Source organism: Streptomyces sp. NPDC059866, assembly GCF_042731325.1.
GTDB classification, from domain to species: domain Bacteria; phylum Actinomycetota; class Actinomycetes; order Streptomycetales; family Streptomycetaceae; genus Streptomyces; species Streptomyces flavusporus.
Genome location: NZ_JBHWJT010000008.1, coordinates 276,656 through 299,771, shown reverse-complemented (window position 1 = coordinate 299,771; position 23,116 = coordinate 276,656). Strand labels below are relative to the sequence as shown.

Below are 23,116 nucleotides of genomic sequence, written 5' to 3'. Positions count from 1 at the left end.
ATCACGGGTGACTGAGGCGAGGGGGATGTGATGGGTACGGGCACCGGACCGCTGTACTGGAACGAGGAGACCCAGCGGTGGGAGGAGGCCGGGGGCGGTGCGGCGCACACCGATGGCGGAGTGGGCGCCGCCGTCGCCGGACCGGCCGGTCCTGATGCCGGGGCGGGTGCCGGCGGGGCCGCCGCGGACGTGCCACCTCCTGCCGGGGGTGCCGCGCCTGGCGGTGGTGTCGCCCCGGCCGCGCCGCCGCCGCCCCCTCCCCACGTTTCCCCCTCCGTACCGACCCTCACCGGGATCCAGCGGCCCGGAAGCGGTCCGGAACCCGCGCCCTGGCCGCCGTACGGGACCGCCTACCCACCCGGGGTCCCCGAGCCCGTTCCGGCCGGGCCCCGCAGGGGCGGGCGGGGGAAGGTCTGGGCCGTGCTGGGTGGGGCCGCTGCGGTGGGAGTGGTGGTCGGGCTGGTGGTGACCCTCGTCGTCAGAGACGAGGAGGCGTCCGACGGCCGGGCCGGCGACGGCAGGGCGGCGGCCTCCGCGAGCGCGTCGCAGAGCCCCGGGGCGTCCGGCTCCGGGCTGCCCTCCGATCCCGGTCCGCAGGAGACGGCCACCGGCTCGCCGTCCGCCCTGAACAGTGACCTTCCCGCCGGATTCGAAGCGTACGACGACCCCCAGGGCTTCACCATCGCCCGCCCCACGGGGTGGACCCGCACGACCGTGTCCTCGCAGTACGGCATCGACGTCGTCCACTACCGCAGCCCCGACGGCGGGCGCAGGCTCCAGGTGTTCGAGGTGTCGGAGGCGTCCCCCGAGGAGTCCCACGAACTGTTCCTCTCCGATGCCGTCCCGAAGGGGCCGGGATTCACCGAGCTCTCGCTGGAGAACCTGGACGACGGCGACTTCACCGGCTCCCGGCTGGAGTACCTCGTCGACTCCATCAAGGGCGAGCCCGACATCGGCACCTGGTATGTCGTCGACGAGCGCTTCATGGCCGCCGACGGCAAGCTGTACGCGATCGCCGCCTACGGAGCGGACGCCGACGGCCGTGACGACGAGCGCGAGCTGCTGCGGACAGCGCTCGGCGCCTTCTGCCCGCCGTACACGACCTGCGGTACGGACGCCGGCTGACCCGCACCGGCTGCGGCTCGTCTCCGTCACCGCCTGCTCACGCCGTGAGTGGTTTCTTCTGCAATGTCCGCATTTTCCGTGACGCGGCGCACGTTCGGTCGTGAAGGGCGCATGCATTCGGGGCCGTAGGGCAGAAGGACCCGGTCCCGTGGGTGGCTCCTGTGTGACTCACGGGCGCTGAACAGGAACGGAAGGCATAACCGATCATGGCGGACAGTACAGAACTTCGGGCGCGCGACACCATCCACGCGGGGGGCGAGTGGCGAGCGGCCGTCTCGGGCGCCACACGCGAGATCCTCGACCCCGCGGACGCCCTGCCGTTCGCCGTGGTCGCGGAGGCCGACGAGAAGGACACCGACCTCGCGGTGGCCGCCGCGCGGCGGGCCTTCGACGAGGGCCCGTGGCCGCACACGCCCGTCGCCGAGCGTGCCGCGCTGCTGCGCCGCGTCGCCGGACTCCTCGTACGGGACCGGGAGAAGCTCGGTCTGCTGGAGAGCCGGGACGCGGGCAAGACCGTCGAGGAGGGGCGCGTCGACATCGACTGTGTCGCCGACGCGTTCCGGTATTTCGCCGACCTGGTCGCCGCCGAGGCGCCGGGCCGGGTCGTCGACGCCGGGTCCAGCGACATCCACAGCGTGGTCGTCCATGAACCGGTCGGCGTGTGCGCCATGATCACACCCTGGAACTATCCCCTGCTCCAGGCCAGTTGGAAGATCGCGCCCGCTCTCGCCGCGGGCAACACCTTCGTGATCAAGCCGAGTGAGATCACTCCGCTGACGACGGTCGCGCTCATCGACCTGCTGGTCGATGCCGGCCTCCCGGCCGGGGTCGCCAACATCGTCACCGGGCCCGGCCACACCGTCGGCGCCCGCCTCGCCGAGCACCCCGACGTCGACCTGGTCTCCTTCACCGGCGGACTCGTCAGCGGCGTCAAGGTCGCCCAGGCCGCGGCACCGAGCGTGAAGAAGGTCGCCCTCGAACTCGGCGGCAAGAACCCCAACGTCGTCTTCGCCGACGCCTGCGCCACCGAGGAGGGCTTCGACACCGCCGTCGACCAGGCGCTCAACGCGGCGTTCATCCACAGCGGCCAGGTCTGCTCGGCGGGTGCGCGGCTCATCATCGAGGAGAGTGTCAGGGAGCGGTTCGTCGCCGAACTCGCCCGCCGCGCCGCGAAGATCCGCCTGGGCCGCGGCACCGAGCCGGGCGTCGAGTGCGGCCCGCTCGTCTCCGAGCAGCAGCGCGCGAAGACGGAGGACCACGTCGCCTCCGCGCTGGCCGAGGGAGCGGTGCTGCGCTGTGGCGGCAAGCGCCCCGAGCCGGCCCCGGAGCGGCCCGCGACCGGCTGGTTCTACGAGCCGACGGTGCTCGACCAGTGCCACCGCGAGATGAGGGTCGTACGGGAAGAGGTCTTCGGGCCGGTCCTGACGGTGGAGACCTTCCGCACGGAGGACGAGGCCGTCGCGCTCGCCAACGACACCGAGTACGGGCTGGCCGGCGCCGTGTGGACCGCCGACGCCGGGCGGGCCCGCCGGGTCGCGGGCCGGCTGCGGCACGGCACCGTCTGGATCAACGACTTCCACCCCTACCTGCCGCAGGCGGAGTGGGGCGGCTTCGGCAAGAGCGGCGTCGGCCGCGAACTCGGCCCGGCCGGACTCGCCGAGTACCGCGAGGCCAAGCACATCTACCAGAACCTCGCGCCCGAGCCGGTGCGCTGGTTCGCGGGCTGAACCCGCACCCATCCCTTCTTTCGACCCCCCACCGGAGTACCACCCCATGCCCGAGAACACCCACGTCTACGACTACGTCGTCATCGGCGGCGGCACGGCAGGCTCCGTCATCGCCTCCCGGCTGACCGAGAACCCCGACGTCACCGTCGCCGTCATCGAGGGCGGCCCCAGTGACGTCGGCCGCGACGACGTCCTCACCCTGCGCCGCTGGATGGGCCTGCTCGGCGGCGAGCTGGACTACGACTACCCGACCACCGAGCAGCCGCGCGGCAACTCCCACATCCGGCACAGCCGCGCCCGCGTCCTCGGCGGCTGCTCCTCCCACAACACGCTGATCGCCTTCAAGCCGCTGCCGTCCGACTGGGACGAGTGGGAGAACGCCGGCGCCAAGGGCTGGGGCGCCGTCCAGATGGAGGCGTACTTCGCCCGCCTGCTGAACAACATCGTCCCGGTCGACGAGAAGGACCGGAACGCCATCGCCCGCGACTTCGTCGACGCCGCCCAGTCCGCGCTCGGCGTGCCGCGCGTCGAGGGCTTCAACAAGAAGCCGTTCACCGAGGGCGTCGGCTTCTTCGACCTCGCCTACCACCCCGAGAACAACAAGCGGTCGTCGGCCTCGGTGGCGTATCTGCACCCGGTCATGGACGAGCGGCCCAACCTGACGATCCTTCTGGAGACCTGGGCGTACCGGCTGGAGCTGGACGGCACGCGCGCCGAAGGCGTCCACGTCCGCACGAAGGACGGCGAGGAACTCCTCGTACGGGCCCGCAACGAGGTCGTCCTGTGCGCCGGCGCGGTCGACTCCCCGCGGCTGCTGCTGCACTCGGGCATCGGCCCGAAGGCCGACCTGGAGGCGCTCGGCATACCCGTGGCGCACGATCTGCCCGGCGTCGGCGAGAACCTGCTCGACCACCCCGAGTCGGTGATCGTCTGGGAGACCCACGGTCCCATCCCGGAGAACTCCGCGATGGACTCCGACGCCGGCCTGTTCGTACGCCGCGACCCCGAACACGCGGGCCCGGACCTGATGTTCCACTTCTACCAGATCCCGTTCACGGACAACCCGGAGCGGCTCGGCTACGAACGCCCCGCGCACGGCGTCTCGATGACCCCGAACATCCCGAAGCCGAAGAGCCGGGGGCGGCTGTACCTGAAGAGTGCGGACCCTGCCGAGAAGCCCGCCCTCGACTTCCGCTATTTCACCGACGAGGACGACCACGACGGCCGCACCCTCGTCGACGGCATCCGTATCGCCCGTGAGATCGCGAAGTCCGAGCCGCTCGCGCACTGGCTCAAGCGGGAGGTCTGCCCCGGCCCGGAGATCACCAGCGGCGAGGAGCTCAGCGAGTACGCCCGCAAGGTCGCGCACACCGTGTACCACCCGGCGGGCACCTGTCGCATGGGCGCCGTGGACGACGAACTCGCCGTGGTCGACCCGAAGTTGAGGATCCGCGGTCTGGACGGCATCCGGATCGCCGATGCCTCCGTCTTCCCGACCATGACCGCCGTGAACCCGATGATCGGGGTGCTGATGGTCGGTGAGCGGGCCGTTGACCTGATCGGGGGTGGTGCGTGATGAGTACGTCCGTGTTCTCGGTGGACGGCCTGTGGAAGGTCTTCGGCCCGAAGGCCGACCGTGTTCCGGCCGATCCCGAGCTCGCCGTCCTTCCGGCCGCCGACCTGCGCACCCGCACCGGCTGCACCGCCGCCGTCCGGGACGTCTCCTTCGACGTGCGCAAGGGCGAGGTCTTCGTCGTGATGGGCCTGTCCGGCTCGGGCAAGTCGACGCTCGTGCGCTGCCTGACCCGGCTCATCGAACCGACGGCCGGCACCATCGCCATCGACGGCGAGGACGTTCGCGCCATGGACAAGGCCCGGCTGCGCGAACTGCGCCGGCACCGCGCCGCGATGGTCTTCCAGCACTTCGGCCTGCTCCCGCACCGCACGGTCCTCGACAACGTGGCCTACGGCCTGGAGATCCAGGGCGTGGGCAGGGCGGAGCGGCGCACCAAGGCCGCCGAGGTCGTCGCCAAGGTCGGCCTGGAAGGCATGGAGCAGCGCAGGCCCGGCCAGCTGTCGGGCGGCCAGCAGCAGCGGGTCGGTCTGGCGCGAGCGCTGGCCGTCGACCCCGAGGTGCTCCTGTTCGACGAGCCGTTCAGCGCACTGGACCCCCTCATCCGGCGGGAGATGCAGGAGGAGGTCGTCCGGCTGCACCGCGAAGAGGGCCGCACGATGGTCTTCATCACCCACGACCTGAGCGAGGCCCTCAAACTCGGTGACCGCATCGCCCTGATGCGCGACGGCCGCATCGTCCAGCTCGGCACCCCGGAGGAGATCGTCGGCTCCCCGGCCGACGACTACGTCCGCGAGTTCGTCCGGGACGTGCCCCGCGAGCAGGTCATGACGGTCCGCACCGCCATGCGGCCCGCGTCGGCGGACGAAGCGGACAGCGGCCCGGCGGTGGCGCCGGGGGCGACGGTGTCGGAGGCGATCGAGGCGGTCGCGCGCACCGGCGGCCCGGTCCGGGTGATGGACGGGGGCCGCTGCGTCGGCATCGTGGACCACACGGCCCTGCTGGACGTGGTGGCCGGCGTAGCCGCCGAAGCTGACGCAGCTGCCGCCGTAGCTGCGGGCAGTCGTGCCGCTGGGGCGGCACGGGTGGGCGATGGGGGTGCCCCCGCGCGAGCTCGTTCGAGCGTGGGGGAGGCACCTCGCCAACGCGGGCAAGCGACCAGCTCCGCCGGCACCAACAAGGAGCCGGTCTGATGGCCACGCTCACCGCAACGCCCCCTCGCACGCTCCCCGGCGCCCTCAAACACCCCGCCGCCCGCAAGCTCCTCCTGCTCGCCCTCGCCGCAGCGATTCTCGTGCCGTTGGCCAACGCACGCTGGACAAGCGGCAGTTGGCCCGGCGCCCTCACCATCGACCTCACCCAGCCGCTCACCGACGTCAGCGACTGGATCATCGACAACCGCGACAGCCACCCCCTGTTCCTCTACTTCTTCGGCCACATCAGCAACGCGGTCGTCCTCTCCGTACGCGCCGTCTACCTCACCCTCCTGACCATCGGCTGGGCAGGCGTGACGGCCCTGGGAGCCCTCGTCGCCTGGCGGGTCGCCGGCGTGAAACTCGCGCTCGGCACGGCGGCGGCCTTCCTCGCCTGCGGACTGCTCGGCATGTGGGTGCCGACGATGCAGACGCTGGCCCTGATGGTGGTCGCGGTGCTCGCGTCGGTCGCGGTCGGCGCCCTGCTCGGCCTCGCGGCGGGACTGTCCGACCGTATGGACCGAGTGCTGCGCCCGGTCCTGGACACCATGCAGGTGCTCCCGGCGTTCGCGTACCTGCTGCCCGTCGTGCTCGTCTTCGGCATCGGCGTCCCGGCCGCCGTCCTCGCCACCGTCGTCTACGCCGCCCCGCCCATGGCCCGTCTCACCGCCCTCGGCCTGCGCGGCGCCGACCAGGGTGTCCTGGAGGCGGTCGAGTCACTGGGCGCCACCGCCCGCCAACGCCTGTTGACCGCCCGTGTCCCGCTGGCCCGCAAGGAACTCCTGCTCGGCCTCAACCAGACGATCATGATGGCGCTGTCCATGGCCGTCATCGCCTCGGTGATCGGCGCGGGCGGCCTCGGTGACCGCGTCTACCAGGCACTGGCCTCGGTGGACGTGGGCGCGGCGCTGGCTGCGGGTATCCCGATCGTGCTCCTCGCGGTCGTGCTGGACCGCGTGACGGCGGCGGCCGGGAACGGCGGCACGGAACACCCCCGCGCGGGATGGCCGTACGCCCTGGCTGCGGCCCTGGCCGTGGCGGTCGCCGGCCGCCTGCTGGGCCGTACCGACTGGCCCGACTCCTGGACCCTGAACATCGCCGAGCCGGTGAACCGGGCCGTCGACTGGATGACCGCCCACCTGTACTCGGGCGTGCCGGTCGTCGGCGGCACCGCCGACTGGGCGGGCCACTTCACCACCTGGGTCCTGGACCCGGTGCGCGACGGTCTGCAGTGGCTGCCCTGGTGGTCGGTGCTGCTCGTGGTGGCCGCCCTCGCCTGGCTGATCGGCACCTGGCGCACCGCGCTCACCGCCGTCCTCGCCATGGCCGCGATCGGTGTGCTCGGCGTGTGGGAGCCGGCGCTGGACACGCTCTCCCAGGTGCTGGCGGCGGTCGCCGTCACCCTCGTCCTGGGCTTCGCGACCGGCATCGCGGCGGCCCGCAGCGACCGCTTCGAGCGGCTGCTGAGGCCCGTCCTGGACGTCTTCCAGACGATGCCGCAGTTCGTGTACCTGATCCCGGTCGTCGCACTGTTCGGTGTGGGCCGTGCCCCCGCCGTCGCCGCGGCCGTCGTCTACGCGCTCCCGGCCGTCGTCCGTATCACCGCGCAGGGCCTGCGCCAGGTCGACCCCGCGGCCATGGAGTCGGCCCGCTCGCTCGGCGCGACCAGTGGACAGCAGCTGCGCCAGGTCCAGCTTCCGCTCGCCCGGCCGGCGTTGCTGCTGGCGCTCAACCAGGGCGTGGTCCTGGTCCTGGCCGTGGTCATCATCGGCGGCCTGGTCGGCGCCGGCGCGCTCGGCTACGACGTCGTCTTCGGCCTTGCGCAGGGCGACCTGGCGACCGGTCTGGTGGCAGGTGCCGCAATCGTCTGCCTCGGCCTGATGCTCGACCGGGTGATACAGCCGACCGGTCGCCGTGCGAAGAAGGGAGCCTGAGATGCGTCGCAAGCGGATGATGACGGCGGGCGCTCTAGCCCTGCTGGTGCTGACCACCGGCTGCGGCGCCGCCGACATGACCCAGCAGGCCTCGCCCTTCGCGAACGCGCAGGGCGCCAAGACCGTGACCCTGTCCGTGCAGTCGTGGGTCGGCGCGCAGGCGAACGTCGCCGTCGCCCAGTACCTGCTCGAACACGAACTCGGCTACCGCGTCGACACCGTCCAGGTCGACGAGGTCCCCGCCTGGGACGCCCTCAGCCAGGGCCGCGTCGACGCGATCCTGGAGGACTGGGGCCACCCCGAGCAGGAGCAGCGGTACGTCGACGACAAGAAGACGATCACTCGGGGCGGCGACCTCGGGGTCACCGGGCACATCGGCTGGTACGTCCCCACGTACTTCGCCGAGCAGCACCCCGACGTCACCGACTGGAAGAACCTCAACAAGTACGCCGACCGGTTCCGCACCCCGGAGAGCGGCGGCAAGGGCCAGTTGATGGACGGCTCCCCCTCCTACGTCACCAACGACAAGGCGCTGGTGAAGAACCTGAAGCTGGACTACCAGGTCGTCTTCGCCGGTTCGGAGGCCGCGCAGATCACCCAGATCAAGCAGTTCGCCAAGGAGAAGAAGCCCTTCCTGACGTACTGGTACTCCCCGCAGTGGCTCTTCAAGAAGGTCCCCATGACCGAGGTGAAGCTCCCCGCGTACCAGGAGGGCTGCGACGCGGACCCGGCGAAGGTCGCCTGCGCCTATCCGCACACGCCGCTGCAGAAGTACCTCAACACGGACTTCGCCGAGCAGGGCGGCAAGGCGGCGGCCTTCCTGAGGAAGTTCCAGTGGACGACCGAGGACCAGAACGAGGTCTCCCTGATGATCGCCGAGCAGAAGTTGTCGCCGGAGGAGGCGGCGAAGAAGTGGGTGGACAGCCACAGGCCGACGTGGAAGGCGTGGCTGTCCTGACGCTCACTTCGTGAGGCCGGCCGCGATGTCCCGCAGCAGCGGCAGGACGTCCGGCGGGGCGCCGATCGGATACGCGGTCGGCGCCCGCGTTGACGAAGAGCCGGGCGGGCGGCCCCGGTGCAGTCTGCGGAACGTCTCGGCCTTGCTCACGGCGTGTGACCCCCCGGCGGAATCCGGCGGCTGACCATCACCCGGTTCCAGTTGTTGATGGCGACGACGAGTCCGATGAGGTGGGCCAGCCGGACGTCGTCGAAGTGCCTGGCGGCCCGCTCGTACACCTCGTCCGGCACGAAGCCGTCCGTCAGGACGGTCACCGCCTCCGTCAGCGCGAGCGCGGCCCGTTCCCGTTCGTCGAAGACGTCCTCGGCCTCCTCCCAGGCGCCCAGCAGATCGAGCTGCAGCTCGCTCACGCCGTGTTTCCGGGCGAGTGAGAGGTGCATGTCGAGGCAGAAGGCGCAGTGGTTGAGCTGCGAGGCCCGGATCATCACGAGTTCGGCGAGCGCGGGGTCGCCGAGGCCCTTCTTCGCGGTGGCGCTGAGGCCGGACATGGCCTGGGCGACCGTCCTGTCGAGGACCTGGCTGCGGGTCGTCACGAGTGCTGCCCCGGCTGGTAGTGCCCCGGCGTCCGGCGGCAGGTCACCCCGAACCGGTTCCACGCGTTGATCACCGTGATCGCGGCGATCAGCCGCACCAGCTCGGCCTCCTCGAAGTGCCTGGCGGCCCGCTCGTACACCTCGTCCGGTACGAAGCCGTCCGTCAGCACGGTCACGGCCTCCGTCAGCTCCAGTGCCGCGAGCTCCTTCTCGGTGTAGAAGTGCCGCGACTCCTCCCAGGCGCTGAGCTGCACGATCCGCTCGACGCTCTCGCCCGCCGCGAGGGCGTCCTTGGTGTGCATGTCGAGGCAGAAGGCGCAGTGGTTGATCTGGGAGGCGCGGATCTTCACCAGTTCGCGCAGCTTCGCATCCAGGCCCTGCTGGGCCGCCGTGTCGAGCCGGAGCATGGCCTTGAAGACGTCGGGGGCGTGCCGGGCCCAGTCCAGGCGCGGGGTCGGCTCGGGGGCGTACTCCACGGTCGTCTCAGTGTCGTTCGTCGTCATGCCCTCGACCTTAGGAGTGAAGCAGCCCAGGAGTATGGTCCACTTCCATGGCGAAACCTTGGGCCACTTTGGGTGTCGACCTGCATCTGGACCCGGCCGGTCCGGGGCTGCGCCGCGGCCTGACCGAGGCCCTGCGCGAGGCGGTCCGCTCCGGTCGGCTGGCCCCCGGCACCCGGTTGCCGTCCTCCCGTACGCTCGCCGCCGACCTGGGCATCGCCCGCAACACGGTCGCCGACGCCTACGCCGACCTGGTCGCCGAGGGCTGGCTCACCGCCCGGCAGGGCTCGGGCACGCGGGTCGCCGGCCGCACGGTCGTGCGGCCGGCCGGTTCGGCAGGCCGTCCCCGCGAACCCGTCCGTCCCGCCTATGACCTGCTCCCCGGCCTCCCCGACCTCGCCTCCTTCCCGCGCACGGAGTGGCTCAAGGCCGCCCGTCGCGCCCTGACCGCGGCCCCCTACGACGCCCTCGGCTACGGCGACCCGCGCGGCCGCACCGAACTGCGCGGCGCGCTCGCCCGTTACCTCGCCCGGGCCCGGGGCGTGCGTGCCGACCCCGAACGGATCGTGGTGTGCGCCGGTTTCGCCCATGGCCTGAAGCTGCTCGCCACGGCCTTGCGGGCACGCGGCGTCCGCACCGTCGCCGTCGAGTCGTACGGCCTCGACACGCACTGGACCCTGCTGACCAGGGCGGGCCTGCACACGGCACCCCTGCCTTTCGACGAACGGGGGACGGATCCGGGGAGGCTGACCGACGGGGAGCCGGCGGACGCCGGTGCCGTGCTGCTCACGCCCGCCCACCAGTTCCCCATGGGCGTGCCCCTGCACCGTGACCGGCGGGCGGCTGTCGTGGACTGGGCGCGGCGTACCGGTGGACTGGTGCTGGAGGACGACTACGACGGCGAGTTCCGCTACGACCGCCAGCCCGTGGGCGCCCTGCAGGGTCTGGACCCCGACCGTGTCGTCTACCTCGGCACCGCCAGCAAGTCCCTCGCCCCCGGCCTGCGGCTGGCCTGGATGGTGCTGCCGCCCGGCCTGGTGGGGGAGGTCACGGCGGCGAAGGGCGGCGTCGACACGTGCGGGGTGACGGACCAGCTGACCCTGGCCGAGTTCATCAACTCCGGCGCCTACGACCGTCAGGTACGGTCGGCCCGCCTGCGGTACCGGCGCCGCCGGGACGCCCTGGTCGCGGCGCTCGCCGCCCGTGCCCCCCAGGTGCGCGCCACCGGCATCGCGGCCGGTCTGCACGCCGTGCTGCGTCTGCCGCCCGGCACCGAGCAGTCGGTCGTCCGGGCGGCCGCCTGGCAGGGGCTCGCGGTGCACGGCCTCACCCGCTACCGGCACCCCGACGCGGCCACCGAGCCGGTGGACGGCCTGGTGGTGGGGTACGCCACGCCGCCGGATCACGCCTGGTCGGGCGCGCTGGACGCCCTGTGCCTGGCGCTGCCCGGATAGCCGGACGGTTTTCCGTCGGCGGGCCATTTTCCGTTGATCGGACTGTTTTCCGCTCCGGAATCCCGTTCCGCGGATAGTGTCGGCCCATGAACAAAAGCGATTACATAACGCGCGTGGCCCTGAAGAAAAACACCCCGGACGTCTCCGCGGCGATGGGCTCCCTGCATGCAGCCGCCGTTTCCGCGGCGCAGGACGCGAAGATCGAACCGGAAATCCTGGAACTGGTCAGGATCCGCGCCTCGCAGATCAACGGCTGCGCGTTCTGCCTCGACATGCACACCAAGGACGCCCGTGCCCAGGGTGAGACCGAGCAGCGGATCTACGCCCTGAACGCCTGGCGGGAGACCCCCTTCTTCACCGAACGCGAGCGCGCCGCACTGGCGTTGACCGAGGCTGTGACGCTCGTCCACGACGGTCACGTCCCGGACGAGGTCTACGCCGGGGCCGCCGGGGTCTTCGACGAGGACCAGATCGCGGCGCTGATCTGGGCGGCCACCGTCATCAACGCGTACAACCGGATCGCCGTCGCGACGCGTATGGTGCCGGGCGCTTATCAGCCCGCGCCGCGAGAATAGCGCGCAGTTTTATGCAGCAGTGATTCCGCCGGCCTGCTCGAAAAACTCGAAAAAGCAGGGCCCGGCGGAATCACTGTCGGGGCACTGAATGCGTTCCGGAGAATTCACACCGCCGGCAGCGGCTCCATGATGTCGTCCAGCCACGCCCGCCATTCCCCGGCCCGCCTCGCCGGTGCCGCTCGCATCGGCACTCCCGCCCAGCCGGTCACGGGCCGGATCCCGTGCAGCGCGTTGACCAGCCACACCTCGCGGCCGTCCAGCTCGGCCACCGTCCGCTCGCGGTGCGCGATACGGATCCCGGACCGCAGGGCCCGCTCCTGGACGAGCCCGGCGGTCACTCCGGGCAGGACGGGCAGCCGGGGCGGGGGCAGGCACAGGGTGTCGTCCTCCCACCACAGCACGCTGGCGGTGGCGGCCTCCAGCACCACCCCGGAGGGCGTGGTCAGGACCGCCTCGTCCGCGCCCTCGCCGGAGGCCCGGCGGCGCACCCGGGCCAGCGTCTGAAGGTCCGGCCCCTTGCGGCGGGGGAAGGCGCGCGGGTCGGGCTGCCCCGTGGCCCACAGACGCACCTCGGCGGCGAGAGGCGGGGCGTGCCGCAGCAGCAGCCGCAGGTCACCCGAGCCCGCCGCGAGTTCCACCCGGGGGAACCACGTACCCGTGCGCGGCAGCGCGGCGGTCACGTCCTGCCAGAACTCGACGAGCCGGCGCGGCCCCGGCCCGTCGCTCTCGGCGCAGGCCCGCAGGAACCGCTCCCGGTGCCGGCCGTACCCCCGCACCCGGCCCTCGCGCAGCAGCCAGGAGTCCGCGACGAGCAGCCGCCCGCCGGTCCCCGCCCCCGGGGTCAGGCCACGGGCGTGCGTCCACGTCAGCACGCCTTCCGCAACCGCCGGTCGTGTCACCAACAGCTCCTCCTCAGTACTTGCCGCCCGCGACGGCCGGCGCCCCGTGCCGGGGCCCGTACGGCGCGTGCTCCAGCCAGGACCCGCACCACGGCAGCACGGGCGCCAGGGCCGCCGCCGCGCGCTGCCCGACCCGTACGGCCCGGCGCCGCGGCCGCAGGTGGTCCAGCGCGGCCCCGGCGGCGGCACTGTTGAACAGGGCCGCCGCGCGGCGGACCGCGGCGAAGCCGGCGACCGCGTCGGCCGTCCCCGCGGCGATGGACGCCGCGGTCGCCGCCGCGTCCGCGATCCCGCTGTTCATGCCCCGCGCGCCGAACGGCGGGAACAGATGCGCCGCCTCGCCGGCCAGCAGCACACGGTGGTGCGGATCGGTGAACGAGGCCGCGACCTTGCGCAGGAACCGGTACGTCGACACCCACAGGACCGTTCGGCGTACCCGTCTCCCACGACCGCGGGCAGCCAGCCCCGTACGGCCTCCTCGGTGCCGTAGGCCTCCTGCCGGTCGTCGTCCCGGCACTGCAGGTCGACCTGGAAACCCCCGGTGAACGGCACCCGCATCACGCTGCGCCCGCCGACCCCGGGATGCTCGTAGTGGAAGACCCGCTCCAGCGGCAGCTCGGCGCCCGGGATGTCGGCGACGTCGACGACGACGTGGAAGCCCTCGCCGTGGGTGCCCTCCAGGGCGATGCCCAGCTCGCGCCGGATGGTGGAGCGGGCCCCGTCGGCGGCGACGGCGTACGCGGCGGTCCACACCCGCCCGTCCTCGCCGATCAGCCGCACCCCGTCCTCCGCGCTGTGTACGGCCGTGACCCGGGCGCCCCAGACGAACTCCACCCCGGCCCGCTCGCAGGCCGTGCGCAGGAAGCGCTCGGTGTCCACCTGACGCAGGCTGGTGAACGGCGGCGGCCCCGCAAGGGGCGGGAACGTCCGGGCGTACACCCCTCGGCCCCGGTAGAGGGTGCGCCGGGTGTGCCAGGTCCGGCCGTACGACGTGATCTCCTCAGCGAGCCCCGGCCGCATCCCGTCGAGCAGGGCGAGGGTCTCCCGGTGCACGAACAGGGCCCGGCTGCCCGGCCGTTCGCGGTCCTCCGGGTCTGCCTCCAGCAGCACGACCGGCAGCCCGTGCGCCCGCAGCGCGAGCGCCGCCGACAGGCCCACGGGGCCGGCGCCCACCACGACGACGGGGGTCATGCGGGAGCATCCTCGGCGAGCATGCGCGTGATCTCCACCCGCTTCACCTTCCAGGTGCCGGTCATCGGCAGGTCCTCGAACCGCCACTGCCGCGGCTCGGCCATCACGGGCAGATCGGCCGTGGCCTCCCGCCAGCGCTCGGGGTCCAGGGGCTGCTCGCCCCGGACGCACACCACCGGCACCGGCTCCCGGTCCGCACCCGGCACGATGACGACCTCCCGCAGCTCCTCCAGCCGGGACATCAGCGTGTCCTCGACCTCCAGATTGCTGTGGACGGAGTCGATCCGGTCGATCTCCCGGTCGATCAGGTGGAGGGCGCCCAGCCGGCTGCGGTAGCCCATGTCGCCCATCTCCCACCAGCCGTCGTTGAGCTGGCGGTCGTAGCGCTCCTGCATACCGAGATAGGTGAGGATCCGGCCTCTCGTGCGGGCCTCGATCCGGCCGGGTGTGCCGGGCGGGAGGCGCCTGCCGTCGTACGGGTCGGTGACCCGGACCCGGGTGAACCCGGGTATCCCGGTCCCGACCCGGCGACCGTCCGCGCGGGCGGCGCTGCGGCGGGTGAACCACTGGACCGCGACGGGGCCCGTCTCGCTCTGCCCGTACAGCTGGATCAGCCAGGGCGCTCGGCGCCGCGAGGCGTCGAGCAGCTTGCGCACGGTGCGTGGATGGATCGCGTCGAACGTGGAGCCGTACGACCTCACCCGGGACAGCGGTGCGCCGGGCGCGTCGGTCAGCTCCTCCCACAGCACGAACGTGTTGGGGTGGGTCTCCACGATGCCGGGGCGGTGCCGGACCAGCAGCGGACCCACCGCGGCCGGGTCCGGGTCGGTGATCAGCACGAGTGGGCTGCCGAAGCGCAGCAGGACGCCGAGCAGGTGGTAGAAGCGCGAGTGCACGAACGACATGTGCAGCGCCGCCGTCTCGCCGCGGGTGGGCCAGCCCATCGCCTGCTGCGGCACGAGCCGGTTCCACATGGTGTTCGCGCAGTGCACGGCGAGCTTGGGGACGCCGGTGGTGCCCGAACTGTGGGTGATCAGGGACGGTTCGCGAGGGTGCAGCCGTACGGGGGTGGGCGGCTTCGCGCCGGCGTACTTCTCCAGGGGCTCGGCGCCGGGCGCGTCGTCCACGGACAGCGTCCGCCGTACGAGGCCGGAGACGTCCTTCAGCGGTCCGTCCAGCTTCGCCCGGTCGGTGATCAGCCAGGGCCGGTCGAGGCGTTCGAGGAGCTGTGCGGCCACCGGGCCGTCCAGCCCGGGCGACAGCAGCACGGGAACGGCGCCGATACGGGAGACCGCGCAGGTCAGCAGCACGATGTCGACGTTGTCCGTCTTGTGCACGACCACCTGCTCGGACGGGCGTACCCCGGCCTCCCACAGCCGGCCGGACAGCTCCTCGACCACGTCGGCCAGCACCGGGTAGCTGAGGTCGACCCCGAGGCCGGGGCGGACGTCCAGGGGCCGGTCCAGGGTGACGAAGACGGCTCCGTGGCGGTCGGCCGCCCGACGGAACACCGGGCCCAGGTAGAAGCCGCGGTCGCCGATCAGGGGATCCCTCTGTCCCATGGCGCCGTTCCTTTCTCTCGGGGTGGTGGTCACCACGCGCCCTGCCTCACCAGGTGGCGGCGGAGCTTGCCGGTCGCGGTGCGGGGCAGCGACGGGACGAAGCTGATGCTCCGGGGCACCTTGAAGGCGGCGAGGTGCTCGCGTGCCAGGCTCAGCAGGTCGTCCTGCAGGCCGGCCGGCCGCGGGGTGACGGGGACGACGAAGGCGCGCAGCCGGCTCGCCCCGTGCCCGTCGGTGACGGCCGCGACCGCGACCTCCTTCACCGCGGCGTGGGTGCGCAGTACGGCCTCCACCTCCAGCGGGGAGACGGTGATGCCGCCGGCCATCTCCATGTCGTCGGCACGGCCGAGGTGCCGGTAGGTGCCGTCCGGTTCGCGCCGCGCCCGGTCACGGGTGGCCAGCCAACCGCCGACCAGGGTGCGTTCGGTCTCCGCGGGCCGGTTCAGATAGCCGGGCGTCACCGTCGGCCCGCGCACCCACATCTCACCCTCCGCGCCGTCCGGCACCGGTCGGCCGGCACCGTCGCGCAGCTCCACCTCGAAGCCGGGCACGGGGCGGCCGACGGTGCCCGTGTGGTTGTGGCCGAAGCTGTTGGCGCAGAACGCGTGACCCGCCTCGGTGGAACCGATCTGCTCCAGCACCGGCGCGCCGAGCAGCTCGGTGATCTGCCGCGCCAGCCCGTGCGGCAGGCCCTCGCCGGCCGACACCGCGGCGCGTACCGAGGCGAAACAGGCCTCGTGCCCGTGGCCGCGGTCGGCCACCAGGGCGGCGTACGCGGACGGCACGGAGTAGAGCAGGGTCACGCGGTGCCGGGCGACGAGTTCGTCGACGGCGGCCGGGGTCGGACGCCCGCCCACCAGGACGGCGGACGAGCCGGAGAAGAGCGGGAAGACGCAGGCGTTGCCGAAGCCGTAGGCGAAGTACAGCTTCGACACCGACAGGGTGACGTCGTCCGCGGTGATCCGCAGCAGCCGCCGGCCGATCAGATCGTGGTACGTCTTCGGATCGCCGTGCACATGCACGACTCCCTTGGGGCGGCCCGTGGTGCCGGAGGTGTACTGGACGTACAGCGGCGTGTGCGCGTCGACCGGGTGGGCGGGGGCGGGCCCGGCGGCGGGGGCGAGGGCCATGAACTGGTCGGCGCCCAGGCGCCGCCGTGTGGTGAAGCGATCCTCCAGGCCCGGTCCCGTCACGCACAGCGCCGCGTCGGTGTCCTCGGCCATGAACGCGTGGTCGGCGGCGGGGAGTTCGGGGTTGACCAGCACGGCGACCGCACCCAGGCGAGCGGCGGCGAGGAACGCCGTCACCCAGGCGACGGAGTCGGGCAGCGCGAGCAGCACCCGGTCGCCCGGGCGCACGCCATGGCCGGCGAGCACGGTGGCCGCGCGGGCCGCGAGATCGTGCACCTCGCCGTGGGTCCAGGTCCGGTGGCCCTGGTGGAACGCGGCCCGGCCGCCCCACCCGCGCCGCTCGACGAGCGCGGCCAGGTGGGCGGCGAGGTTGCCGGGTGCGCTGGCGTCGGCCGGAAGAAGCGTGGACTGCGGGGACGTCACTGCGCGGCCTCCTCGGCGGCCGCGCGTTCCGCACGGGCACTCAGCGGCACCACGGCGGCCGTCCGTACGGCGGTCTGCTCCCGCTGCTCCCGGATCCGCTCGGCGGTGTACTGATGGAGGGCCCGCATCGGGGCCGCCGTCTTCAGCAGCATCTCGTCGTACTCCGCCGCCGCGTCGGAGTCGAGGACGATCGCGCCTCCGGCGCCCAGGTGCATCAGACCGTCGGCGAGTACGGCCGTACGGATGACGATGCTGAGATCCGCGCCACCGCTGCACCCCAGGTAGCCGAGGGCGCCGGAGTAGACGCCACGGGCCTCGGTCTCCAGGGAGTCGATGATCTCCATGGTGCGCAGCTTCGGCGCGCCGGTCATCGACCCGCCGGGGAAGCAGGCACGGACGCAGTCCACCGCGTCCGTGCCCTCCCGCAGTCGGCCCTCCACGGTGGAGACGAGCTGGTGCACGGTCGCGTACGTCTCGGTGGCCATGAGGCGGGGCACGCGCACCGTCCCGGTCCGGCAGACCCGGCCCAGGTCGTTGCGCAGCAGGTCGACGATCATCAGGTTCTCGGCGCGCGTCTTGGCGTCCGCCGCCAGCGCGTCCCTGAGCCGGAGATCGTCCTCCGGCCCGTCGCCGCGCGGCGCGGTTCCCTTGATGGGCCTGGCCTCGGCGACACCGTCCCGCCCGATCCGCAGGAACCGTTCGGGGGAGGAGCCCGCCACGTCGAGGTCCCCGAACCTCAGGAACGCCGAGTACGGCGCCGGGTTGACGCGGCGCAGCACCCGGTAGAAGGCGTACGCGTCGGGCGGGGCGGGCAACCGGGCGGCGTTCGTCAGGCAGATCTCGTAGCTGGTGCCCGCCCGCAACTCCCGCTGACACGCCTCGATGTCCGCGAGATACGTCGTCCGGTCGCGCACCAGCCACGGCTCGGCGGCGCCCGGGTCCGCCTCGGCCGGCACGGGCGGGGCGGCCTGCTCCGTCGTCACGCAGGTGAGCTGGGCCAGCGCGCTCTCCAGCCAGTCGGCGGTCTCCCGCGCGGCCTGCGGGGTGTCCTCCGCCAGACAGACGGCGTAGGTGTGGCCATCCTGGTGGTCCACCACGACGATCCGGTCGGCGAACAGCCAGCAGGCGTCCGGGGTTTCGGCGCGGTGGCGGTTGGGTGAGCCGCAGTCGGCCTTCATCTCGTAGCCGAAGTAGCCGACATAGCCGCCGGTGAAGTCGAAGGGCAGGCCGGTGGCGTCCACATGACGGTTGGCCAGTTGTCGCTTGAGGTAGTCGAACACGCTCGCCGTCACCCTGCGCGTCGGCCGCCCGGCCCGCTCGATCTCGCAGCGGCCGCTGGTGACGTCGTAGTGCACGAACTCGGCGAGCGGCCCGCTGTCGTCACCGAAGAACGAGAACCGTGACCGTCCGGACTCGACGAGGGAACTGTCCAGCCAGAACGCCCGCCGCGAGGCGGCGAACATCCGCGTGAAGGCGGCCTCCGCGTCGACCACGGTGTCGATACGCCGGGTGTGCAGACGGTAGGCGGGACGGGCGGCTCGACGGGGGCGGGGGATGGGCAGGGTGGACGGAGTGGACGGGGTGACTGCTGGGTGGGAGAGGGCCGTGGGGCCGGGGCTGGGAGTGCCCGAGGGGGCCATGGAGCCGGGAGCGTCCGTGTGGGCCTCGGGGCCGGAGTCCGCCGTGGCGGGCGGGTGGAGCGAAGGGCGGGGCAGGGACGCGTCCGGCGCCGGGACCGCCGTGTTCTTCGTACGGAGCTTGCGGGCCCGCTCGGCCGTGAGGTTCCGGAAGTTGACGAGCATGCGGTGCCCGTAGTCGGTGAGCACGGACTCCGGGTGGAACTGCACGCCCCACAGGGGCCGGCTGCGGTGCCGCAGCCCCATCAGGACGCCGTCCTCCGCCCAGGCGGTGGCCTCGAGCGTCTCGGGCAGCGGCTCGCGCACGGCCAGTGAGTGGTAGCGGACGGCGGTGAAGTTCTGCGGCACCCCCTGGAACAGGTCGCGTTCGTCGTGCCGGATCGTGGACAGATGCCCGTGCCGGGGCTCCGGGGCGGAGACGACGCTGCCCTGCTCCCCGAGCGCGATGCCCTGGTGGCCCAGGCAGACGCCGAGCACGGGCACCGGGGAGGCGGCGAGCAGCCTGGCGCCGATGCCGAAGTCACGCGTCTTCGCCGGGTGACCGGGGCCCGGTGACACCACCACGTTGTCGAACTTCCGCAGATCCGGAATGTCCCCGGCGGGGGCGTCATTGCGGATCACCACCGGCTCCTCGCCATTGACCTCGGCGATCAACTGGAACAGGTTGTACGTGTACGAGTCGTAATTGTCGATGAGCAGGGTCTTCACCCGCCCACCTCCCTCGGGTCGTTCTCGGGCCTACGCGGTCCGTCGTTTGTGCCGCCCGCGGAGCGCCTGGATCGGTGGATACAGCCATTTCCTGAAGAAACGCTGAAGGCGCGGCATGAGAATCCAGGTGACCAGGGCCGTCACGCATAGGCACAACAGCAGTGTGCGGATCAGCGGATTGAGGTCGCCGAGATAGGGAAGCACGAGCAGATTGAACAGGAGCACCGGCGGGAACACCGCGCTCATATTCACGAACCACAGCTTCCATTTCGACGGCGGAGCCGGCGGGGCAGGGGGGAGGGTCTGGCTCTCGAACCATGCCTTGGAGCCCCGCACCCTCCTGCGTTCCGTCTCCCGGGCGAGGCCCTCCGCCCAGGCGTCCCACTGCGTCCGGGCGGAGGAGTTCTCCCAGGCCAGGGCTGCTCCCTCGCTGGCGAAGCGATAGACGACATGCCACTGCGCCTCTCCGTCGGCAAGTACCCCACCCCCCAGAAACCCCGGCTGCCGAGCACTTGCGCTCAGCATGCTCCACCCCCAGGTATGGAAGTCGGCCTCGCGGCCCAGCGTCACGTGATAGGCCACGGTGACAGTGACGGAATTACTGGTCACGCCTTCGAATACGGAAAGCGGTCTCCGTGCGTTCAAGCTTCAACGATTTTTTTCTGCTGTCCGGGACGCTCCTCTTTGTGCTCTTTTCGGTCGCCTTGGCGCCAGAGAATCACTTGTAAAGGACTGGAAAAGGCCTGTGATCGCTATTCGGTCGGACAGGGAAAGTGGAGGTGGAAAGGGGTTGATTCGCGCCCCTCGGCCGACGCCGACCGGCGGCAGGGGCGGCCCGTCGCGGTACCGGCGGGCCATCGCATCAAGGGCGCATGCCCTCGCAAAGGCCGCAAAACGACAGGAGGGGAGCGGCCGCGGGTGGGGGCTCCTGCGTATGCGCTCGCACCGGATCTCTAGGCTGTCCGCTCGTAAGCCGGTGATCAGCGACAGGCACACCGTCCGAAGCAGCACACAACGGGGAGACACGGAGATGGCAGAGTCACGGCGACGGCTGAGGTCGAGCACGGTGGTGCTCGGAGGCATGGGTGTCCTCGCGGCGGCCCTCACGTCGTGCGGGTCCGAGCCGGACCGCCGCTGCGTGGACAAGGACAGCTACGACTACATCAACGGCTACAAGATCATCGCCGACAAGAACTGCAAGTCGGGCTCGTCCGGCTCCTCCTACGGCAAGAGCCGCAAGAAGACCGGCACCGGCACGGCCAAGGGCGTCGACGCTGCCTGGTACTACGACGCCGACGTCAGCGGCGGCTACGCCGACTACGGCACCTTCAGCCGCAGCGAGGCCGTCGACCGCGGCGGCTTCGGCTGCTCCGGCTCCGGCAGCAGCGGCGGCTGAGGGGGCACCGCGCCCATGGAACGCCGCACCATCGAGCCCCGCCCCGGCTGGCAGCAGACCGTCGAGGAGCAGGGGCTCATCTACCCGCTCACCCGCCACCCCGACGGCTCCCTGCGCCCCTACTGGGACGAGAGCGCCTATTACGTCTTCACCCTCGACGAGGTCGAGGCCCTGGAGGAGGTCGTCGAGGAACTCCACCGCATGTGCCTGGCCGCCGCCGACCACATCGTCGCGGAGGACCGCTTCGCCGACCTCGGCATCACCGACCCGCGCGTGGCCCGGGTGGTCGCCGAGGCCTGGCACCGCCGTGCCGAACTCCCCTCCGTCTACGGCCGGTTCGACCTCCGCCACGACGGCACGGGCCCGGCGAAACTCCTGGAGTACAACGCCGACACCCCCACCTCCCTCGTCGAGGCCGCGTCGCCCCAGTGGTTCTGGATGGAGGAGCGCTTCCCGGGCGCCGACCAGTGGAACTCCCTGCACGAACGCCTGATGGACGCCTGGAAGAAGCAGGCCGCCCTCCTCCCGCCGGGCAGCCCCCTGTACTTCGCGTACTCCTCGGCCGACGAACTCGGCGAGGACCTCATGACCGTCGCCTATCTGAAGGAGACCGCCGAACAGGCGGGCCTCGACGCCGACTGGATCTCCATGGAGGAGATCGGCTGGGACCGCCTCTCCGGACGCTTCGTCGACAACCACCTCCGCTTCATCCGCAGCTGCTTCAAGCTCTACCCCTGGGAATGGCTCACCACCGACCGTTTCGCCGACCACGTCCTCGACACCCTCGACAACGGCGGCGGCACCGGCACCACCCTGTGGATCGAGCCCGCCTGGAAGATGCTGCTGAGCAACAAGGCACTCCTCGCCATTCTCTGGGAGCTGTATCCCGGACACCCGAACCTGCTGCCCGCCTACCTCGACGGCCCCCGCGAGCTGGCCACGACCAGTGGCTACGTCGCCAAGCCCCTGCTCGGCCGCGAGGGCGCCGGAGTGACGGTCCACCAGCCGGGCGCGGACCCGGTCGTGCGCGAAGAGCAGTGCTGCTACCAGGAGTTGGCCCCCCTGCCCGACTTCGACGGCAACCGCGTCGTTCTCGGCGCCTGGGTCGTCGAGGACGAGTCGGCCGGCCTCGGCATCCGCGAGTCCTCCGGCCTGATCACGGACGAGTACGCCCGCTTCCTGCCGCACGTCATCCTCTAGGGCGAGCCCTACAGGCCCAGCACACCGCGGAGTTGGGCCAGCCCCCAGTCCAGGTCCTCCTTCCCGATGACCAGCGGTGGCGCGATCCGGATGGTGGAACCGTGGGTGTCCTTCACCAGCACGCCCCGGTCCATCAGCTTCTCGGACACCTCCCGCCCGGTGCCGTACCTCGGGTGGATGTCCACACCCGCCCACAGCCCGCGCCCGCGCACCTGCGACACCCGCCCGGTCCCCGCCAGCGCCGCCAGCTCCCGGTGCAGATGCTCGCCGAGTTCCGCCGCCCGCGCCTGGTACTCGCCCGACCGCAGCATCGCGATCACCTCCAGCGCCACCGCACAGGCCAGCGGGTTCCCGCCGAACGTCGACCCGTGCTCCCCGGGCCGGAACACCCCGAGCACCTCCGCCGACGACACCACCGCCGACACCGGCACGATCCCGCCGCCCAGCGCCTTCCCCAGCACATAGGCGTCCGGCACGACCCCCTCGTGCTCGCACGCGAACGTCCGTCCCGTACGCCCCAGGCCCGACTGGATCTCGTCGGCGATGAACAGCACGTTCCGCTCCCGGGTCAGCTCCCGCACCGCCGGCAGATAACCCGGCGGCGGCACGATCACGCCCGACTCGCCCTGGATCGGCTCGAGCAGCACCGCGACCGTGTTCTCGGTCATCACCTCCCGCATCGCCGTCAGATCCCCGTACGGCACGATCGCGAAGCCCGGCGTGTACGGTCCGAAGTCCGCCCGCGCCTCCGGGTCGGTGGAGAAGCTGATGATCGTCGTTGTCCGGCCGTGGAAGTTGCCTCCGGCGACCACGATCTTCGCCATCTCCGCGGGCACGCCCTTGACCCGGTACCCCCACTTCCGGGCCGTCTTCACTGCGGACTCCACCGCCTCCGCGCCCGTGTTCACCGGCAGCACCATCTCCATCCCGCACAGCTCCGCCAGCTCCGCACAGAACGCCGCGAACCGGTCGTGATGGAAGGCGCGCGACGTCAGCGTCACCCGCTCCAACTGCGCCTTCGCCGCCTCGATCAGCCGCCGGTTGCCGTGCCCGAAGTTGAGCGCCGAGTAACCGGCCAGCAGATCCAGATAGCGTCGGCCCTCCACGTCCGTCATCCACGCCCCGTCGGCGCTGGCGACAACCACCGGCAGCGGGTGGTAGGTGTGCGCACTGTGGGCTTCGGCGGCGGCGATAAGACTTTCCGTAGCGGTCACGGCAACTCCCGAACATGAGGATGCCCCCTTCCTATCCTCGCTCGCATGGTGGACTCGGGAACTTGGTCGTCCGGCGCGCCCGGTAGGCTGACTCGCGGGCCGTGACTGGCGCGCTGGGATGGGA

19 protein-coding genes and 1 pseudogene are annotated in these 23,116 nt (G+C 71.9%); 10 read left to right on the top strand and 10 right to left on the bottom strand.

All coding sequences use genetic code 11. From position 1 onward, the window contains the following. Positions 1-30 precede the first annotated feature (30 nt). The 6 genes from ACFV7R_RS15345 to ACFV7R_RS15320 all read left to right on the top strand — a co-directional run bounded on the left by ACFV7R_RS15345 (position 31) and on the right by ACFV7R_RS15320 (position 8,510). A complete protein-coding gene (locus tag ACFV7R_RS15345) occupies positions 31-1,125 on the top strand; it encodes a hypothetical protein (protein ID WP_385263732.1) in 1,095 nt (364 codons plus the stop codon). Positions 1,126-1,331: 206 nt separating this feature from the next. Continuing rightward, positions 1,332-2,852 carry an aldehyde dehydrogenase family protein gene (locus ACFV7R_RS15340; RefSeq protein WP_385263730.1) on the top strand — a complete coding sequence of 507 codons (1,521 nt, stop codon included), beginning with the start codon at positions 1,332-1,334 and terminating at the stop codon, positions 2,850-2,852. Positions 2,853-2,898: 46 nt separating this feature from the next. After that, positions 2,899-4,428, top strand: coding sequence for a GMC family oxidoreductase (locus tag ACFV7R_RS15335; RefSeq protein WP_385263728.1), 1,530 nt, complete (start codon positions 2,899-2,901; stop codon positions 4,426-4,428). Next, on the top strand, positions 4,428-5,618 hold the full coding sequence (locus ACFV7R_RS15330) for a glycine betaine/L-proline ABC transporter ATP-binding protein (RefSeq protein WP_385263726.1): 1,191 nt from the start codon (positions 4,428-4,430) through the stop codon (positions 5,616-5,618). The genes ACFV7R_RS15335 and ACFV7R_RS15330 overlap by 1 nt, the downstream gene beginning before the upstream one ends. Beyond that, positions 5,618-7,552 (top strand): ABC transporter permease, encoded by a 1,935-nt coding sequence (locus ACFV7R_RS15325; protein ID WP_385263724.1) that lies wholly within the window; start codon positions 5,618-5,620, stop codon positions 7,550-7,552. Before ACFV7R_RS15330 ends, ACFV7R_RS15325 begins: the two co-directional genes overlap by 1 nt. 1 nt (position 7,553) lies before the next feature. Further along, positions 7,554-8,510 carry an ABC transporter substrate-binding protein gene (locus ACFV7R_RS15320; RefSeq protein WP_385263723.1) on the top strand — a complete coding sequence of 319 codons (957 nt, stop codon included), beginning with the start codon at positions 7,554-7,556 and terminating at the stop codon, positions 8,508-8,510. 3 nt (positions 8,511-8,513) lie between these two features. Here ACFV7R_RS15320 and ACFV7R_RS15315 read toward each other — a convergent pair whose 3' ends face one another. From ACFV7R_RS15315 to ACFV7R_RS15305, 3 genes are read right to left on the bottom strand one after another with little or no spacing between them, the layout of a single operon-like run. Continuing rightward, on the bottom strand, positions 8,514-8,660 hold the full coding sequence (locus tag ACFV7R_RS15315) for a hypothetical protein (protein ID WP_385263721.1): 147 nt from the start codon (positions 8,658-8,660) through the stop codon (positions 8,514-8,516). Further along, positions 8,657-9,103 (bottom strand): carboxymuconolactone decarboxylase family protein, encoded by a 447-nt coding sequence (locus ACFV7R_RS15310; RefSeq protein WP_385263719.1) that lies wholly within the window; start codon positions 9,101-9,103, stop codon positions 8,657-8,659. The genes ACFV7R_RS15315 and ACFV7R_RS15310 overlap by 4 nt, the downstream gene beginning before the upstream one ends. Then, positions 9,100-9,606 carry a carboxymuconolactone decarboxylase family protein gene (locus ACFV7R_RS15305; RefSeq protein WP_385263717.1) on the bottom strand — a complete coding sequence of 169 codons (507 nt, stop codon included), beginning with the start codon at positions 9,604-9,606 and terminating at the stop codon, positions 9,100-9,102. The genes ACFV7R_RS15310 and ACFV7R_RS15305 overlap by 4 nt, the downstream gene beginning before the upstream one ends. A gap of 47 nt (positions 9,607-9,653) precedes the next feature. Between ACFV7R_RS15305 and ACFV7R_RS15300 the strand changes: the two genes are divergently transcribed. Together ACFV7R_RS15300 and ACFV7R_RS15295 are read left to right on the top strand one after the other, a co-directional pair. Further along, positions 9,654-11,057 (top strand): PLP-dependent aminotransferase family protein, encoded by a 1,404-nt coding sequence (locus tag ACFV7R_RS15300; RefSeq protein ID WP_385263716.1) that lies wholly within the window; start codon positions 9,654-9,656, stop codon positions 11,055-11,057. Positions 11,058-11,143: 86 nt separating this feature from the next. Beyond that, positions 11,144-11,632 carry a carboxymuconolactone decarboxylase family protein gene (locus ACFV7R_RS15295; RefSeq protein ID WP_385263714.1) on the top strand — a complete coding sequence of 163 codons (489 nt, stop codon included), beginning with the start codon at positions 11,144-11,146 and terminating at the stop codon, positions 11,630-11,632. A gap of 104 nt (positions 11,633-11,736) precedes the next feature. On the opposite strand, the gene ACFV7R_RS15290 is transcribed toward ACFV7R_RS15295, so the two are convergent. The 6 genes and pseudogenes from ACFV7R_RS15290 to ACFV7R_RS15265 all read right to left on the bottom strand — a co-directional run bounded on the left by ACFV7R_RS15290 (position 11,737) and on the right by ACFV7R_RS15265 (position 19,791). Next, a complete protein-coding gene (locus tag ACFV7R_RS15290; protein ID WP_385263712.1) occupies positions 11,737-12,531 on the bottom strand; it encodes an aminotransferase class IV in 795 nt (264 codons plus the stop codon). A gap of 13 nt (positions 12,532-12,544) precedes the next feature. Then, positions 12,545-13,722 (bottom strand): annotated as a pseudogene (locus ACFV7R_RS15285) (FAD-dependent monooxygenase). Continuing rightward, a complete protein-coding gene (locus ACFV7R_RS15280; RefSeq protein ID WP_385263710.1) occupies positions 13,719-15,284 on the bottom strand; it encodes a class I adenylate-forming enzyme family protein in 1,566 nt (521 codons plus the stop codon). Before ACFV7R_RS15280 ends, ACFV7R_RS15285 begins: the two are co-directional and overlap by 4 nt. Positions 15,285-15,313: 29 nt before the next feature. Then, positions 15,314-16,837, bottom strand: a complete 1,524-nt coding sequence (locus ACFV7R_RS15275; protein WP_385263708.1) for a benzoate-CoA ligase family protein — start codon at positions 16,835-16,837, stop codon at positions 15,314-15,316. After that, on the bottom strand, positions 16,834-19,182 hold the full coding sequence (gene pabB / locus ACFV7R_RS15270; RefSeq protein WP_385263706.1) for an aminodeoxychorismate synthase component I: 2,349 nt from the start codon (positions 19,180-19,182) through the stop codon (positions 16,834-16,836). Before pabB ends, ACFV7R_RS15275 begins: the two co-directional genes overlap by 4 nt. A gap of 30 nt (positions 19,183-19,212) precedes the next feature. Next, positions 19,213-19,791: a hypothetical protein gene (locus ACFV7R_RS15265; protein ID WP_385263704.1), complete on the bottom strand. Its 579-nt coding sequence runs from the start codon at positions 19,789-19,791 to the stop codon at positions 19,213-19,215. 421 nt (positions 19,792-20,212) lie between these two features. Between ACFV7R_RS15265 and ACFV7R_RS15260 the strand changes: the two genes are divergently transcribed. Both ACFV7R_RS15260 and ACFV7R_RS15255 read left to right on the top strand, forming a co-directional pair. After that, on the top strand, positions 20,213-20,578 hold the full coding sequence (locus tag ACFV7R_RS15260) for a hypothetical protein (RefSeq protein WP_385263702.1): 366 nt from the start codon (positions 20,213-20,215) through the stop codon (positions 20,576-20,578). A gap of 15 nt (positions 20,579-20,593) precedes the next feature. Further along, positions 20,594-21,778: a glutathionylspermidine synthase family protein gene (locus ACFV7R_RS15255; RefSeq protein WP_385263700.1), complete on the top strand. Its 1,185-nt coding sequence runs from the start codon at positions 20,594-20,596 to the stop codon at positions 21,776-21,778. Between the two features lie 8 nt (positions 21,779-21,786). On the opposite strand, the gene rocD is transcribed toward ACFV7R_RS15255, so the two are convergent. Then, the gene (rocD, locus tag ACFV7R_RS15250) at positions 21,787-22,992 is read right to left on the bottom strand and encodes an ornithine--oxo-acid transaminase (protein WP_129799158.1); all 1,206 of its coding nucleotides are present in this window, start codon (positions 22,990-22,992) and stop codon (positions 21,787-21,789) included. Positions 22,993-23,116: the final 124 nt, after the last annotated feature.

Excerpts from the sequence above, each read along its gene's own strand:
- ACFV7R_RS15345 (WP_385263732.1), top strand. The coding sequence starts at position 31 with ATGGGTACGGGCACCGGACCGCTGTACTGGAACGAGGAGACCCAGCGG.
- ACFV7R_RS15340 (WP_385263730.1), top strand. The coding sequence starts at position 1,332 with ATGGCGGACAGTACAGAACTTCGGGCGCGCGACACCATCCACGCGGGG.
- ACFV7R_RS15335 (WP_385263728.1), top strand. The coding sequence starts at position 2,899 with ATGCCCGAGAACACCCACGTCTACGACTACGTCGTCATCGGCGGCGGC.
- ACFV7R_RS15330 (WP_385263726.1), top strand. The coding sequence starts at position 4,428 with ATGAGTACGTCCGTGTTCTCGGTGGACGGCCTGTGGAAGGTCTTCGGC.
- ACFV7R_RS15325 (WP_385263724.1), top strand. The coding sequence starts at position 5,618 with ATGGCCACGCTCACCGCAACGCCCCCTCGCACGCTCCCCGGCGCCCTC.
- ACFV7R_RS15320 (WP_385263723.1), top strand. The coding sequence starts at position 7,554 with ATGCGTCGCAAGCGGATGATGACGGCGGGCGCTCTAGCCCTGCTGGTG.
- ACFV7R_RS15305 (WP_385263717.1), bottom strand. The coding sequence starts at position 9,606 with ATGACGACGAACGACACTGAGACGACCGTGGAGTACGCCCCCGAGCCG.
- ACFV7R_RS15300 (WP_385263716.1), top strand. The coding sequence starts at position 9,654 with ATGGCGAAACCTTGGGCCACTTTGGGTGTCGACCTGCATCTGGACCCG.
- ACFV7R_RS15295 (WP_385263714.1), top strand. The coding sequence starts at position 11,144 with ATGAACAAAAGCGATTACATAACGCGCGTGGCCCTGAAGAAAAACACC.
- ACFV7R_RS15280 (WP_385263710.1), bottom strand. The coding sequence starts at position 15,284 with ATGGGACAGAGGGATCCCCTGATCGGCGACCGCGGCTTCTACCTGGGC.
- ACFV7R_RS15260 (WP_385263702.1), top strand. The coding sequence starts at position 20,213 with ATGGCAGAGTCACGGCGACGGCTGAGGTCGAGCACGGTGGTGCTCGGA.
- ACFV7R_RS15255 (WP_385263700.1), top strand. The coding sequence starts at position 20,594 with ATGGAACGCCGCACCATCGAGCCCCGCCCCGGCTGGCAGCAGACCGTC.